At 73.2% G+C, this 14,314-nt stretch carries 14 protein-coding genes; 2 read left to right on the top strand and 12 right to left on the bottom strand.

Annotated elements, in window-relative coordinates; all coding sequences use genetic code 11:
* Positions 1 to 90: 90 nt before the first annotated feature.
* Complete coding sequence (locus tag ACIO6U_RS21300) at positions 91 to 1,017, bottom strand: ABC transporter permease (RefSeq protein WP_401721256.1); 927 nt, start codon at positions 1,015 to 1,017, stop codon at positions 91 to 93.
* A 143-nt stretch (positions 1,018 to 1,160) separates the two neighbouring features.
* Here ACIO6U_RS21300 and ACIO6U_RS21295 point away from each other — a divergent pair, with 143 nt between their 5' ends.
* A complete protein-coding gene (locus tag ACIO6U_RS21295) occupies positions 1,161 to 1,799 on the top strand; it encodes a TetR/AcrR family transcriptional regulator (protein ID WP_355332851.1) in 639 nt (212 codons plus the stop codon).
* A 398-nt stretch (positions 1,800 to 2,197) separates the two neighbouring features.
* On the opposite strand, the gene ACIO6U_RS21290 is transcribed toward ACIO6U_RS21295, so the two are convergent.
* The 9 genes from ACIO6U_RS21290 to infC form a co-directional block, all read right to left on the bottom strand.
* A complete protein-coding gene (locus ACIO6U_RS21290) occupies positions 2,198 to 2,794 on the bottom strand; it encodes a hypothetical protein (protein WP_401721254.1) in 597 nt (198 codons plus the stop codon).
* 60 nt (positions 2,795 to 2,854) lie between these two features.
* The gene (locus ACIO6U_RS21285) at positions 2,855 to 4,009 is read right to left on the bottom strand and encodes a PP2C family protein-serine/threonine phosphatase (RefSeq protein ID WP_401306855.1); all 1,155 of its coding nucleotides are present in this window, start codon (positions 4,007 to 4,009) and stop codon (positions 2,855 to 2,857) included.
* Positions 4,010 to 4,270: 261 nt separating this feature from the next.
* Positions 4,271 to 6,796, bottom strand: coding sequence for a phenylalanine--tRNA ligase subunit beta (gene pheT / locus ACIO6U_RS21280; RefSeq protein WP_401721251.1), 2,526 nt, complete (start codon positions 6,794 to 6,796; stop codon positions 4,271 to 4,273).
* A complete protein-coding gene (pheS, locus tag ACIO6U_RS21275) occupies positions 6,796 to 7,917 on the bottom strand; it encodes a phenylalanine--tRNA ligase subunit alpha (protein WP_401721248.1) in 1,122 nt (373 codons plus the stop codon). The genes pheT and pheS overlap by 1 nt, the downstream gene beginning before the upstream one ends.
* Before the next feature lie 186 nt (positions 7,918 to 8,103).
* Positions 8,104 to 9,159, bottom strand: coding sequence for an ATP-binding protein (locus tag ACIO6U_RS21270; RefSeq protein WP_391161384.1), 1,056 nt, complete (start codon positions 9,157 to 9,159; stop codon positions 8,104 to 8,106).
* A 209-nt stretch (positions 9,160 to 9,368) separates the two neighbouring features.
* Positions 9,369 to 10,226 carry a TrmH family RNA methyltransferase gene (locus ACIO6U_RS21265; protein WP_401721246.1) on the bottom strand — a complete coding sequence of 286 codons (858 nt, stop codon included), beginning with the start codon at positions 10,224 to 10,226 and terminating at the stop codon, positions 9,369 to 9,371.
* A 106-nt stretch (positions 10,227 to 10,332) separates the two neighbouring features.
* Complete coding sequence (gene rplT / locus ACIO6U_RS21260; protein ID WP_018564305.1) at positions 10,333 to 10,716, bottom strand: 50S ribosomal protein L20; 384 nt, start codon at positions 10,714 to 10,716, stop codon at positions 10,333 to 10,335.
* A gap of 98 nt (positions 10,717 to 10,814) precedes the next feature.
* The gene (gene rpmI / locus ACIO6U_RS21255; RefSeq protein ID WP_327291998.1) at positions 10,815 to 11,009 is read right to left on the bottom strand and encodes a 50S ribosomal protein L35; all 195 of its coding nucleotides are present in this window, start codon (positions 11,007 to 11,009) and stop codon (positions 10,815 to 10,817) included.
* A gap of 110 nt (positions 11,010 to 11,119) precedes the next feature.
* Positions 11,120 to 11,785 (bottom strand): translation initiation factor IF-3, encoded by a 666-nt coding sequence (gene infC, locus ACIO6U_RS21250; protein WP_355333576.1) that lies wholly within the window; start codon positions 11,783 to 11,785, stop codon positions 11,120 to 11,122.
* A 360-nt stretch (positions 11,786 to 12,145) separates the two neighbouring features.
* Here infC and ACIO6U_RS21245 point away from each other — a divergent pair, with 360 nt between their 5' ends.
* The gene (locus ACIO6U_RS21245; RefSeq protein ID WP_188281368.1) at positions 12,146 to 12,499 is read left to right on the top strand and encodes a DUF1844 domain-containing protein; all 354 of its coding nucleotides are present in this window, start codon (positions 12,146 to 12,148) and stop codon (positions 12,497 to 12,499) included.
* Between the two features lie 63 nt (positions 12,500 to 12,562).
* Here the strand turns inward: ACIO6U_RS21245 and ACIO6U_RS21240 are convergent, their stop codons facing one another.
* Positions 12,563 to 13,321: an MIP family channel protein gene (locus ACIO6U_RS21240; RefSeq protein WP_355332870.1), complete on the bottom strand. Its 759-nt coding sequence runs from the start codon at positions 13,319 to 13,321 to the stop codon at positions 12,563 to 12,565.
* A 252-nt stretch (positions 13,322 to 13,573) separates the two neighbouring features.
* Positions 13,574 to 14,308, bottom strand: a complete 735-nt coding sequence (locus tag ACIO6U_RS21235; protein ID WP_401721242.1) for an SseB family protein — start codon at positions 14,306 to 14,308, stop codon at positions 13,574 to 13,576.
* Positions 14,309 to 14,314 lie beyond the last annotated feature (6 nt).

Here is a 14,314-nt window from a genome sequence, read left to right as displayed (position 1 = left end):
TCCAGGGCGGCGGCCAGCTCGGGGGCCAGGCCCCTGGCGCTGTTCGGGACGGCGTTCAGCGCGGTCTCCTGCGTTGCCTCGTCCGTTGGTTCAGCCACGGCCGTACTCCTCCTCCGACGACCAGAAGAACGCGTACCCGGCGCAGGCGGCCACGGCCGCCCAGCCGACCGCGAGCGGCCAGATGTGCGGCGGGAGCTGTTCGCGGGTGACGCTGTCGATCAGCGCGAAACGCATCAGACCGACATATACCAGGGCGGGGTTGACGTTGAGCATCACCGCGACGGCGTGCGGCGCGCCGACGGTGAACCGGGAGAGGTCGTAGAAGACCCCGGAGACGTACATCCAGGTCCGCAGCACGAAGGGCAGCACCTGGGCGAAGTCGGTGGTCCTGGCGCCGACGCGGGCCAGGCCCAGGGCCAGCCCCGCGTTGAAGAGCGACTGGAGGGCCAGCGCGGGGACGGCGAGCAGCCAGCGGGCGGTGACCGGGATGCCCTCGGCGACCACGATGACCGAGAGCACGCCGAGGGAGAGCAGGAGCTGCCGGAGCTGGAGCAGGGTGGCGGCGATCGGCAGGCAGGCGCGCGGGAAGTGCAAGGCGCGGACGAGTCCGATGTTGTCGGTCAGCGAGCGGGCGCCGCCGAGGACGGCCGACTGGGTGAAGGTGAAGACGAAGACCCCGGTGCACAGGAACGGGATGTAGTCCGTGACGCCGCGGCCCGCGCCGAGCAGCAGTCCGAAGATCAGGAAGTAGACGGCCGCGTTGAGCAGCGGGGTGAGCACCTGCCAGAGCTGGCCGAGGCGCGCGTCGCTGTAGAGGGCGGCCTGCCGGGCACCGGCGAAGGCGGTGACGAAGTGGCGGCGGGCCCAGAGCCGCCGGGTGTACTCCACGATTCCGGGGCGGGCGCCGCTGACGGTCAGGCCGTGGGCGGCGGCGAGCGCGGCGGGAGCGAGGTCCGCGGGGCCCGGCCGCGCGGGTGCGCGCGGGGCGGTGATCACGGCGGGAGAGGCGACGGGCATGGGCGGCTGCCTTCGGGTGACGGGCATGGGGAGACATCTGCGCAACGACGGAACGGGCCCGTATCGTCGTCACGGTCGACGGTAGAGCAGTCACGGGATGGAACGCAACCGTTCCGTCGTCACGTCGGGTTAGGATCGCTCGCATGACCGACTCCGCCGAGGCCGCTTCTCCGTCCACGACGACCGGCGGTCCGCGCCGCGCCCCGGCGGGCGCCGCCGTGCTGCGCGAGGACGTCACCGAGGCGATCCGGGCGGCCGTCTTCGCCGAGCTGGCCGCCGTCGGATACGGGCGCATGTCGATGGAGGGCATCGCCCGGCGCGCGGGGGTCGGCAAGGCCGCCGTGTACCGCCGGTGGCGCTCGAAGCTGCCGCTGGTCCTCGACATGGTGTCCGACTTCGCCGCGCAGGGCCTTCCCGTGCCCGACACCGGCACGCTGTACGGGGACGTCCGCGCCCTGCTCGACGTCAGCGCGCGGGCCCTGCGGCATCCGGTCGCGGCGCAGATCATCCCCGATCTGCTGGCCGAGGCCGCTCGCAGTCCCGAGCTGGCCGACACGCTGCGCACCGCGCTGCGCGAGGCCCAGGGCGGGATCACCGTCGCCGTCATACGCCAGGCCGCCGCGCGCGGCGAGCTGTCCCCCAGCGCCGATCCCGAACTCGCCCTCGACCTCATCGCGGGCCCGCTCTACTGGCGTCTGGCCGTCATGCGCGCCGCCTACTCCCGAGCGCAGCTCGACGCCCTCACCTCAGCCGTCGTCGCTGCGCTCCAGGCTTCCACGTAGCGCGTACGTCCGCCCCCACCCCGCCGCCGCGCTCCCGGCTCCCGCGTAACCACCGGGCCTCCGGCCCGGACCCCCACAGGACCTGCCCCGCTGAGGCCGGTCCGCACAGCGCACCACCGCCGCGGCCGGCCGCGCAGTTCCCCGCGCCCCTAAAAACCCAGCGCACCCAGCCGAGCACCCTCGCCCCCGAAGGGGCGCGGGGAACTGCGCGAGCAACCACAACGCACCGGAAGTCGGCGAACACCCGGCCGGGCTACGGCGCGTGGCCGAAGGGGCGCGAGGAACTGCGCGGGAAACCCATCACCGGCGGGTGGTCGGGGGGATGCGGCAACCGCCCCACCGGGGCCGGTAGTGACCGGCAGGTCGAAGGCCGTCCACGTGCCGGTGGTTACCGGCGGTCAAACGGCGGCCCCGTGCGGGAGCACCACGGTGCGGTGGGCGTGGTCGCCCGCCACGTCCGCCGTGGGGGCGGCGGCGATCACGAGGGTGCCCGCGGCGGCGACCCCGCGGAGGCGGGCCCAGATCCGGCCCTCGGCCGGAACGGCGAGGTCGGCGGGGTCGACCAGGAGGACGTCCGGGGCCGGGATGAGGGCCAGGGCGACGGCCAGGAGAAGCTGGTCGCAGACCCCCAGGTGTTCGAAGCGGGCGCGGCGGGGGACGACGCCCGGCCGCTCCGGGTCCGGGTGGTCGGCCAGGGTGAGCCCGGCGGCGGCCAGGGCTTCGTGGATGCGCCGGGCACCGACACGCAGGCCCGCGTGGACGGCCGCCAGGTCGAGGAGTTCACCGACGCGGTCGTACGGGTCGGGGGACCCGGGGCCGTACACCCGCGCCACCCCGGTCCTGCGCCCGCCGGGCCGCAGCCCGCGCCCGAGCGCGACCAGCATCGCGGTGCGTTCGGGACCCGCGGGGCCGATGACGGCCAGGAGTTCCGCGGCCGATACGGCGGCGGGCGCGACGCCGTGTGCGGGGGCGCTGTGCCCGGTCACTGTCACCACGCCGTCCCCTTCCTTCGTAGAGGCGAGCAATCCGCCCATATCTACCAAGGAAGGGGGCGTTCAGCGGCGCGGCACTCCGGAGAGCGCCGCCGTACGCGGCCGGGCCGCCGGCCGTACGCCGTCCCGGACGAGCACCAGCAGGGCCACGTCGTCGGCGGGGCGGTCGGCGGCGTGCCGCAGGACGGCGGCGCGCAGGTCCGCGGCGACGGCGCGGCCGGACAGCGGGGTGCCGGGGCGTACGTCGGCCGCGTCGGCCAGGGCGTCGGCCAGCGGGAAGAAGACGCCCTCGGCGTCCCGCGCGTCCTGCATGCCGTCGGTGCAGAGCAACAGCCCGTCGCCGGGCGGCACATGGCCGGTGGCGGCCGGTGCGGCCGTCCGCGCCGGGTCGAACAGGCCCAGCGGCGGCAGGGGTTCGCCGATCGGCAGCGGACCGGGCGCGGCGTCGAGCAGATACGGCTGCGGGTGGCCGCAGTTGACGATCCGGTAGGCGCCGTCGTCGGCGAGCTCGACAAGTTGGAGGGTGGCGAATTCCTCGGCGACCGGATCCTGTGGCGGGACACCGGCCGCCGCCGGGTGCTCACCGCGGGTCCGCTCCCGCAGATGGCGTCGCAGGGCCCCGTCCAACCGCCGCAGCACGCCCGCCAGTTCGGGTTCCTGATGGGCCGCCTCGCGGAAGCTGCCGAGCAGCGCGGCGACCATGCCGATCGCGGGCAGGCCGTGGCCGCGCGCGTCCCCGATGAGCGCCCGCACCCCGAACGGCGTGGCCAGCACCTCGTAGAAGTCGCCGCCGACGTGAGCGCCCCGGCTGGCCGACACGTACTCCCCCGCCACCGTCCAGCCGCCCGCTCTGCGCGGCAACGGCCGCAGCAGCACCTGCTGGGCGGCGACGGCGATCTCCCGCGTACGGTCCAGCTCGTCGCAGAGCAGCGACCGGCGGCGGGCGGTCCACATCGCCGCGGCTATCACCGCGACCACGGTGGCCGCGGCGCCGAGCACCGGGCCGAAGCCGTCGAAGGAGTCGTCGGCCAGTTCCGCGCCCAGCACGCCGAGCGCCAGCAGCCCGCTGCCGAACACCCAGAGCCGCCGGGCGCCCGCCGCGCAGGCCACCGCGGGTGTCACGGCGAGGGCGGGCAGCACGTCCGCGCCTTCGGACAACTGCCAGGTGAGCACGCCCATCACCGCCACCCACACGGCGGGTACCAGCGCCCACGGCACCCTTCGCAGCGCACGGACTGCCCGGTTTCGGATCATCCGCCCGGCTCCCCCCAGAAGCCGCGGTCGCGGCAGCGTCGGAGCCGCGGCCCGCATGCCCGGCTCCCGCATCCCGACCGATTCTGGCCATTCCCCGCGCACAAGTGGCCCGCCGAACGGGGTAATCACTCGAATGAGCGACGAAACCCTTGAGCGCTGCCCGAAAGACGAAGGGGGCCGCCCCGGTGCGTCCGGGACGGCCCCTCTCTCGGGTCCTGCGCGCCGTCAGGCGCCGCGCAGCACCGCCCCGGTGAGGGCGTGGGCGCTGGCGACCGCCGCGTCACGCGCCGCCGTGGTCTCCTCGGCCGTCAGCGTGCGGTCGGGGGCCCGGAAGCGCAGCGCGTAGGCGAGGGACTTGCGGCCCTCGCCGATCTGCTCGCCGGTGAAGATGTCGAACAGCCGGAGCGATTCAAGGAGTTCACCCGCGCCGTCGCGCAGCGCGCGCTCGACGTCGGCGGCCGGGACCGAGGAGTCGACGACGAGCGCCACGTCCTGGGTCGCCACCGGGAAGGTGGACACCCGCGGCCCGGTGGGCCGGTCGCCGCCCGCGCGCTCGACCTGGTCCATGTCCAGTTCCATCGCGCAGGTCCGCTCGGGCAGGCCGAGCGCCTTGGTGACCCTCGGGTGCAGCTCCCCCGCGTTGCCCACCAGCGTCTCCTGGCCGTCGACCACCGCGTACAGCGCGGCGCAGCGGCCCGGGTGGTAGGGGGCGTGCTGGTCCTGGCGGACGCTCAGCTCGACCCCGGCCTCGCGGGCCACGGTACGGGCCGCCTCGACCGCGTCGGCCCAGGTCGCCGGGTGTCCGGCGCCCCACCAGCCGCTACGGTCGCGGGCGCCGCAGAGCACGACGGCGACCCGGCGGGGCTGGTCCGGCAGCGCCTCCTGGAGCCGCGCGATCTCCGCGTCCGTCGGACGGCGGTCGACCGCGAGACGCGGCGGCGTCTTCTCCGCGCCGGTCGGCAGGAAGACCAGACCGGTCTCGAAGAGCGCCAGGTCGTGCGTGCCGCGGCCCAGATTGCGGCGCAGCGTGGCCAGCAGACCGGGCAGCAGCGTCGTGCGCAGACCGGGCTCGGTGTCCGAGAGCGGGTTGGCGACGGTCACCGTGCGGCGGCGCGGGTCGTCCGCGTCGAGCCCGAGCTGGTCGAAGACCTCGGCGCTGACGAAGGGATAGCTCGGCGCCTCCACGTATCCGGCGCCGGCCAGGGCCCGGCCGACCCGGCGGCGCAGGAGCTGCGACTCGGTCAGCCCGCGTCCGGCGGGCGGCTTGGGCAGCGTCGACGGCAGATTCTCGTAGCCTTCGAGCCGGATGACCTCTTCGGCGAGGTCGTTGGGGAAGGCCAGGTCGGGGCGCCAGCTCGGCACGGTGACGATCAGCTCGTCGCTGCCGTAGACGTCGCAGCCGATCTCCTGGAGGCGGCGGACGACGGTCTCGCGGCCGTACTCGGTGCCCGCGACGCGGTCCGGATGGTCGGCGGCCATCGCGACGGTGCGCGGGGCCGACGGCGAGACGACCTCGGTGACGCCGGGGTCCGCGGTGCCGCCCGCCAGGCCCGTCAGCAGGTCGACCGCGCGCTGGGCCGCGGCCGAGGTGGCCTGCGGGTCGCTGCCGCGCTCGAACCGCTTGGACGCCTCGGAGCCGAGCTTGTGGCGGCGCGCGGTGCGGGCGATGGTGACCGGCGCGAAGTGCGCGGCCTCGATGACGATCTCGGTGGTGCCGGTGACGACGCCGGTCTCCGGGTCGGTGGCGGGCGCGGCGATCTCGGTGTTCGCGCCGCCCATCACGCCCGCGAGGCCGATCGCCCCGGAGTCGTCCGTGATGACCAGGTCCTCGGGGTCCAGCGTGCGCTCGACGTCGTCCAGCGTCGTCAGCTTCTCGCCGGGCAGCGCGCGGCGCACCCCGATCGGCCCTTCGATCCGCGAGCGGTCGTAGGCGTGCAGCGGCTGGCCCAGCTCGAACATCACGTAGTTGGTGATGTCCACGGCCAGCGAGATCGGCCGCATGCCGACCTTCTGGAGCCTGCGCTGGAGCCAGATCGGCGACCGCGCCTCGGGGTCGAGACCGGTGACCGTACGGGCGGTGAAGCGGTCGCAGCCGACCGGGTCGGCGACCTTGACCGGGTAGCCGAACGCGTTGGGCGCGGGCACGTCGATCAGCGCCGGGTCGCGCAGCGAGACGCCGTACGCGATGGCCGCCTCGCGGGCGACGCCGCGCATCGACAGCGCGTAGCCGCGGTCCGGCGTGACGGCGATGTCCAGGACCTCGTCGACCAGTTCGAGCAACTCGACGGCATCGGTGCCCACCTCGTGCTCGGGCGGCAGCACGATGATGCCCTCGTGGTCGTCGCCCATGCCCAGCTCCTGCGCGGAGCAGATCATGCCGTGCGAGACATGGCCGTACGTCTTGCGCGCGGCGATCGCGAAGTCGCCGGGCAGCACGGCGCCTGGCAGCACCACGACGACCTTGTCGCCGACCGCGAAGTTGCGGGCGCCGCAGACGATCTCCTGCGGCTCGCCGGTTCCGTTGGCGTCGCCGACGTCGACCGTGCAGAAGCGGATCGGCTTCTTGAAGCCCTCCAGCTCCTCGATGGTCAGCACCTTGCCGACGACCAGCGGGCCCTTGAGCCCGGCGCCGAGCTGTTCGACGGTCTCGACTTCGAGACCGGCGGAAATGAGCTTGGCCTGGACGTCGCGGCCGGTCTCACCGGCGGGCAGTTCGACGTACTCCCGCAGCCAAGAAAGCGGGACCCGCATCAGATCTCCATCCCGAACGGAAGGGTGAAGCGCACATCACCCTCGACGATGTCTCGCATGTCCTCGACGCTGTGGCGGAACATCAGCATCCGCTCGATGCCGAAGCCGAACGCGAAACCGCTGTACTTCTCCGGGTCGACGCCGCAGGCGGTGAGCACCCTGGGGTTGACGACGCCGCAGCCGCCCAGCTCGATCCAGCCCTCGGAGGAGCAGGTGCGGCAGGGGCGGTCGGGGTTCCCGACCGAGTCGCCGCGGCAGACGTAGCAGAGCATGTCCATCTCGGCGGACGGCTCGGTGAACGGGAAGTGGTTGGGCCGCAGCCGCGTCGTCATGCCCTCGCCGAACAGCGAGACCACCATGTGGTCGAGGGTGCCCTTGAGGTCGGCCATGGTCAGGCCCTCGTCCACGGCGAGCAGTTCGACCTGCGCGAAGACCGGGGTGTGGGTGGCGTCCAGCTCGTCGGAGCGGTAGACGCGGCCCGGCGCGATCACGTAGACGGGCAGCTCGCGCTCCAGCAGGGCGCGGATCTGCACCGGGGAGGTGTGGGTGCGCAGCACCACGCCGGACTCGCCGCTGCCGCCGGGGCCCTCGACGAAGAAGGTGTCCTGGGTCTCGCGGGCGGGGTGGTCGGGCGGGAAGTTGAGGGCGTCGAAGTTGAACCACTCGCTCTCGACCTCGGGACCCTCGGCGACCTCGTAGCCCATGGCCACGAAGATGTCCTCGATGCGCTCGGAGAGCGTGGTGAGCGGGTGCCGCGCGCCGACCGGGCGCCGGTCGTAGGGCAGCGTGACGTCCACGGCCTCCTCGACCAGCACGCGGGCGTCGCGCTCCGCCTCCAGCTCGGCCTGCCGGGCGGCCAGCGCCTTGTTGACCGCGCCGCGCGCCTGGCCGACGCGCTTGCCCGCCTCCGCCTTGGCCTGCGGCGGCAGCGCGCCGATCTCGCGGTTGGCGAGCGCCAGCGGCGAGGCGCCGCCGGTGTGCGCGGTCTTCGCGTGCGCGAGCGCGTCGAGGTCGGTGGCGGCGGCGACGGCGGCCAGCGCCGCGTCGCGCATCCGCTCGATCTCCTCCGGCTTCAACGCCTCGACCTCCACAGGGTCGTACGACTTGTTCGGTGCCGACATCTTTTCCCGTTCCGCAGTGGATGGTGGTGGGGGCGCCTCCCAGGACGGAGTCTCCGAGTGGAGGCTCTGCCCGACCGGACACATACCGAAGCCCGATTCTACCGGCGCCGCGTGGACCGCCTGATCACGCCCGCCGGGGGTCCGCCGGGACGACATCCCCGGCGAACGCTCTGCCCGCGCGGCCGGTCAGGCCATGAAAGCGGGTGCCCCGACGGGCAGAATAAATCGGAACTGGGCGCCGCCGCCGGGGGCCCTGCCGACGGAGATGGTGCCGCCGTGCGCCTCGACGATGCCCTTGACGATGTACAGCCCGAGGCCGGTGCCGCCGCGCTTGCTGCCCCGCCAGAAGCGGGTGAAGACGCGGCCCATCGACTCCTCCGGAATGCCGGGGCCCTCGTCGCTCACGGTCACCGCTGTGCCGGTGCAGCTCCGCTCCTGCGCGGAGAACGAGGGCTCTACGTCGATGGTGACAGTCCCCTCGCCGTGCCGCACCGCGTTTTCCAGCAGATTGCCGAGGACCTGGTCGACCTTGTCGGGGTCGGCCCACAGCGCGGGCAGCGGCTGGGTGACCCGCACCCGGAAGCGGTCGGCCCGCTGGCCCGCGGCGACATGGCCGTCCACGTGCCGCTGCACGGCCGCCGCCATGTCCACCGGCTGGCGGCGCACTTCCAGGCGGCCGGAGTCGATCCGGGAGATGTCGAGGAGTTCCGCGATCAGCCGGGTGACCCGGTTGGCGTCGGCGTCGACGGTCTCCAGCATGAGTTTCTTCTGGTCGTCGGTGAAGCGTTCCCACTTGGCGAGCAGGGTCGCGGTGAAGCCCTTGACCGAGGTGAGCGGCGAGCGCAGTTCGTGCGCGACGGTGGCGATCAGCTCGGCGTGGCTGCGTTCGGTACGGCGGCGGGCCTCGGTGCCGCGCAGCGAGACCACCAGACGGCGCACCGGTCCCGTGGGGTATTCGCGCACGTAGCGTGCGGCGACCAGCACTTCGCGTCCGCCGGGCAGCAGCAGATTGCGTTCCGGCTGGCCGACCCTGATGGCCAGGCCGCCGTACGGGTCGGTGAGCGCCCACCAGCGGCGGCCTTCGAGGTCTTCCAGCGGCAGCGCGCGCTCCACGGATTTGCCGAGCACGTCGCGCGGGTGCAGGGCGGTGATCCGGGCGGCGGCGGCGTTGAAGGCGATCACCCGGCCGCGCTCGTCGGCGACCACCAGGCCGTCGGGGAGGTCGTCCGGGTCCAGGCCCAGGGAGTCGACGCCGAACGGTTCCGCGCCGAGGGGGCGGGCGGCGCGCGGCGCGGTGTCCCGCGATTCCGCTTCGTGGCCCGCGGGCCCCGGGGTCCGCGGTCCCGCGGAGCGCGCGGTCCGGCCCAGGACGGCGCTGCGCGCCTCGTCCTCTGGCACCGTCACATCCATCCCCGCCACTCCCCTTTCAGGGCCCCCGGGCCGCCACCCTACTAGGTGGATGTGACGCTGCGGCACCCTCCGGGCGCGCGCTGCGCCCGCGCGGAGGCGTAGAGGCAGACGGCGGCGGCCGTCGCGAGGTTGAGGCTTTCGGCGCGGCCGTGGATCGGGACGCGGACGACCTCGTCGGCCAGCGCGCGGGTCTCCTCGGGCAGGCCCCACGCCTCGTTGCCGAAGATCCAGGCGGTGGGGCCGTTCATGGTGCCCTCGTCCAGCTCGCCGTCCAGGTCCCGCCCGCCCGCGCCGTCGGCGGCCACCACCCGTACCCCGGCGGCCCGCAGTCCTGCCACGGCGGTGTCGACGGGCACGCCGACGGCGACCGGCAGGTGGAACAGGCTGCCCGCGGAGGCGCGTACGGCCTTGGGGTTGTACGGGTCCACGGACGCGTCGGTGAGCACCACCGCGTCGGCGCCCGCGGCGTCTGCGCAGCGCAGCACCGTACCGGCGTTGCCGGGGTCGCGGACGTTGGCGAGCACAGCGACCAGCCGGGGCCCGGCGCGCAGGATCTCCTCGAACGGCGAGTCGAGGAAGCGGCACACCCCGACCAGGCCCTGCGGAGTGACGGTGTCGGAGATCTCCGCCATCACCTCGGGGGTCGCGGTCAGTACGGGCGCGCCGACGGTACGGGCGGCGGCCACGATGTCGGCGTGCCGCTCGGCGGCCTCCGGGGTGGCGTACAGCTCGACCAGGGTCCTGCCGCCCTCGGTGCCGGGGTGCGCGATGGCCTCCCGTACGGCCTGCGGTCCCTCGGCGAGGAAGCGGCGCTCCTTGCCGCGGAAGCTGCGCTTGGCCAGCCGGTGCGCGGCGGTGACGCGCGTCGAACGCAACGAGGTCAGCTCGGGGGCTGGCATGGGTGACTCGCCTTCCGGATCCGGGGGAAGCGGGCATGGCACAGGCCCGCAGGGGACAACCACCCGCGGGCCCGGAACCGTACCGTGAACAGGGCGCGTGTCGGCGTCAGGCCGCCTTGGGCGCGTTCACGTCGGAAGGCAGCGCCTTCTGGGCGACCTCGACCAGCGCCGCGAAGGCGTTCGCGTCGTTGACGGCCAGCTCGGCGAGGATCTTGCGGTCCACCTCGACGTTGGCGGCCTTCAGGCCCTGGATGAAGCGGTTGTAGGTGATGCCGTTGGCGCGGGCAGCGGCGTTGATCCGCTGGATCCAGAGCTGACGGAAGTCGCCCTTGCGCTTCTTGCGGTCGTTGTAGTTGTAGACCAGGGAGTGGGTGACCTGCTCCTTGGCCTTGCGGTACAGGCGCGAACGCTGACCGCGGTAACCGCTGGCCTGCTCGAGGATTGCCCGGCGCTTCTTCTGGGCGTTGACTGCCCGCTTGACGCGTGCCACTTGATAACTCCTTCTAGGGGACCGCGGTGATGCTCACACGGTCCGAAAGCGAATGAGGTCCCGGATCGGAACGGCGTGCCCCCGTCGGGGCACCGCCGTCACTTGCCGAGAAGCTTCTTGATCTTCTTGGCGTCCGACTTGGCGACCTCGACGGTGCCGGTGAGGGCGCGCGTCTTGCTGGACGGCTTGTGCTCAAGCAGGTGGCGCTTGCCGGCGCGCTCGCGCAGCACCTTGCCGGAGCCGGTGATCTTGAAGCGCTTGCTCGCACCGCTGTGCGTCTTGTTCTTCGGCATGGCGCCGTAGTCTCCTCGTCGCTGGCCCTCCCGTCCGCCGGTGGGCGCACGGAGAGCGTCAGTCCTGCATTACGGCCCGGAGCCGGAGGCTCCGGGGTGTTCGTCTCGTCTCAGGCGTCGGCCTGGGCCTCGTCCGGCACCTCGACGTCGTCGTGGGACACGGCCTCGTCGTGGGAGACGTCGTCGTCGTCGGCCGGGGCCTCACCCAGGCGGCTGGCCTTGCGGGCGGCCTGCGCCTCGCGGGCCTCGGCCATTGCCTCGGTCTTCTTCTTGTGCGGACCGAGGACCATGATCATGTTCCGGCCGTCCTGCTTCGGGTTCGACTCGATGAAGCCGAGGTCCTGGACGTCCTCCGCGAGCCGCTGCAGGAGCCGGTAACCCAGCTCCGGCCGGGACTGCTCGCGACCACGGAACATGATCGTGATCTTGACCTTGTCACCCTGCTTGAGGAACCGGACGACGTGACCCTTTTTGGTGTCGTAGTCGTGCGGGTCGATCTTCGGCCGGAGCTTCATCTCCTTGATGACCGTGTGCGCCTGGTTCTTGCGCGCCTCACGGGCCTTCATGGCCGACTCGTACTTGAACTTCCCGTAGTCCATGAGCTTGCACACGGGCGGACGGGCGGTCGCCGCGACCTCGACCAGGTCGAGGTCGTACTCCTGCGCAAGCTCCAGGGCCTTCGCAAGCGGCACGATGCCGACCTGCTCGCCGCTGGGACCGACAAGTCGAACCTCGGGAACGCGAATCCGGTCGTTGATGCGGGGCTCGGCGCTGATGGGGCCTCCTCGGTTGCACCACGCGGCTGACTGGCCGACAGCCGCGCATGAGTCTGTCTGGTTCTTCCGACCCCGTACCCAAGGCGCAAAAAACGCCCCGTACGGTACACAGGCGGGGCTCCTCACAACCGGGGAGCACCGCCGCGTTATTCCGCGGGGCGCATCGGACGGTGCCCGGTGGTGTCATGCTGACCGGAAACCGTCTGACCGGGGACCCGTCGGCCGAAAGGCCAACCAGGTGGGAGATCGGAGCCTCCACTTGATGGCCGGGACACACGGGTGCCCGGCCGGTCGTTCTCCCACCATACCAAAGGCTGACCGAAGCCCGTAATCCGCCGGACGGGGCATATCGTGTGCGGCATGAGCGACGAACAACAGACCCCGGACTTCGACAGCCTCACCCGCGACATCGCGGATGTGCCCGCCGTCGAGGTGATCACCACGGTCGCGGTGCACCTGATGAGCGCCGCCGCGGTGAATCTGGGGCTGGCCGAGGAGGGCCCGCAGCACAAGGACCTGGACGAGGCCCGCAAGCTCATCCAGGCGCTGGCCGGTCTGGTGACGGCGAGCGCCACCGAGATCAGCTCCTTCCACGCGGCCCCGCTGCGCGACGGGCTCAAGTCGCTCCAGCTCGCCTTCCGCGAGGCGTCGCTGGTGCCGGACGAGCCGGGCCAGGGGCCCGGCGAGAAGTACACCGGGCCCGTCTACGTCTGACCTCTGCCACCGAGGGGTCCGGGACCGGCGCGGCCGGTGCCGGGCGGCGCGGCCCGCGGGACCTCATGACGCCTCGGTCGCGCCGTCCCCCTTGTCGGCCAGCGCCTCGTCGACGGCGGCGGCCCGCGCGGCCTTGGCGGCGACCAGCGCCGGGTGGGTGACCTGGTGGACCAGGGCGGCGAGCGCGCCGCCGATCAGCGGGGCCACGATGAACAGCCAGAGCTGCGAGAGCGCCGGGCTGCCCGCGAAGAGCGCGGGGCCCAGGCTCCGCGCCGGGTTCACCGACGTGCCGGTCAGCGGGATGCCGACCAGGTGGATGACGGCGAGCGCCATACCGATGGGCAGGCCGTCGAAGCCGACCACCGCGACCCGGTGGGTCACCGCGAGCACCACGAAGACCAGCAGGAAGGTCAGCACCACCTCGGCGATGAAGGCACCCGCGGTGTTGATGCCGACCGCGGACCGGTAGCCGTAGCCGTTGGTGCCGAAGGCGCCGTGCGTCTTGAGACCCGGCACCTGCTTGGCGACCAGCAGGAGCAGCGCGGCGCCCGCGATGGCGCCGAGGAACTGCGCGATCCAGTACTCGACGGCGGTGCGCACCGTGATCCGCCGGGCGACGAGCATGCCCAGCGTGACGGCCGGGTTGACGTGGCAGCCGGATATGGGGCCGAAGGTGTAGGCCAGCGCGAGCAGGACGAAGCCGAAGGCCAGCGCGATACCGAGGGTGCCGATGTACTCGCCGGACAGCACGGCGGCCCCCACGGCGAAGAAGACCAGCAGGAGCGTGCCGAGGAATTCACAGGTCACTGTTCGCTTGTCCATCGGACCTCCTTGTGACGAGCACAGCCTGCTCACGCCATTCTCGGCCTTGCTGATGAAATCCACATCTCGGGTCATTTAGGGCAAATGAACCGGTCCGGACGGCGTTCTGGAGCGGTGCCACCCACCCGAAGGCTTTCGGCTCGACGCACGAGGTCCAGCGCACGAGGTCCAGCGCACGGGTCTCAGCTCATAGGTCTCAGCCCGCCGGTCTCAGCTCACGGGTCACAGCGCCCGAGGCTCAGTCCATGGGTCTCAGCGCGCGAACAGCGGCTCGCCCGGCAGTACGGCGCCCGGCGGCAGCAGCGCCAGGTCGAGGCCGCGCACCAGGCCCGCCCGCAGCACCTCGTCGGCGGCCAGCGCGGCGGCGATCCTGCGCCCGGTCTCCTGGACGTCGGCGTCCGGCGCCAGCACCAGGCCGAGCGTGCCGTCGCCGTCGGTCCCCGGCGTCAGGTGCGCCCGTACGACACCGGGCTCGGCGGCCACCGCGGCCCGCAGCGCCTCCCGTACGGCGGGGTCGGCGGTCGGGTCCGCGCGGCCGGGCCCGAGGGCGGCGGCGCGCAGGGCGGGTCCGGTCAGTTCGTACGTGACCGGCCCCGCGAGGTCGATCAGCAGCGTGTCGGCCCCCTCGTGCGCGAGCGCCTGGAGCGCCTGCGCCAGCAGTACGGCGACCGGCCGCGCCTCCGGCCGCCAGCGGGCCAGCGCCGCCACGGAGGTGAAGGCGGGCAGCGCCCGCCGCCCGTCCGGCGCCTGGATCGTCGGCACCGCCATGTCGCTGCTCTTCTCGCGGCGCAGCCCGTCCTCGCCGGTCTCGGCCTCGCCGAGCACCGCGACCACCGGCACCAGCAGCCGGGCCCCGTGCAGCGCGGCGACCACGGCCGCCTCCGTCCCGGGGTCCCGCGCGTAGCCGGTCAACGCGTCGGCCAGTGCCGCGTCGGCCGAGCCGTCGTCGTCGGAGAAACCGGGGTCGGGGATGTTCTTCAGCGCCACCCCGGA

Origin of the sequence: Streptomyces sp. NPDC087422, from assembly GCF_044744145.1 — a bacterium.
Classification (GTDB): domain Bacteria; phylum Actinomycetota; class Actinomycetes; order Streptomycetales; family Streptomycetaceae; genus Actinacidiphila.
The sequence above is the reverse complement of the archived record's forward strand: the minus strand, read 5'-3'. Positions and strand labels throughout refer to the sequence as shown.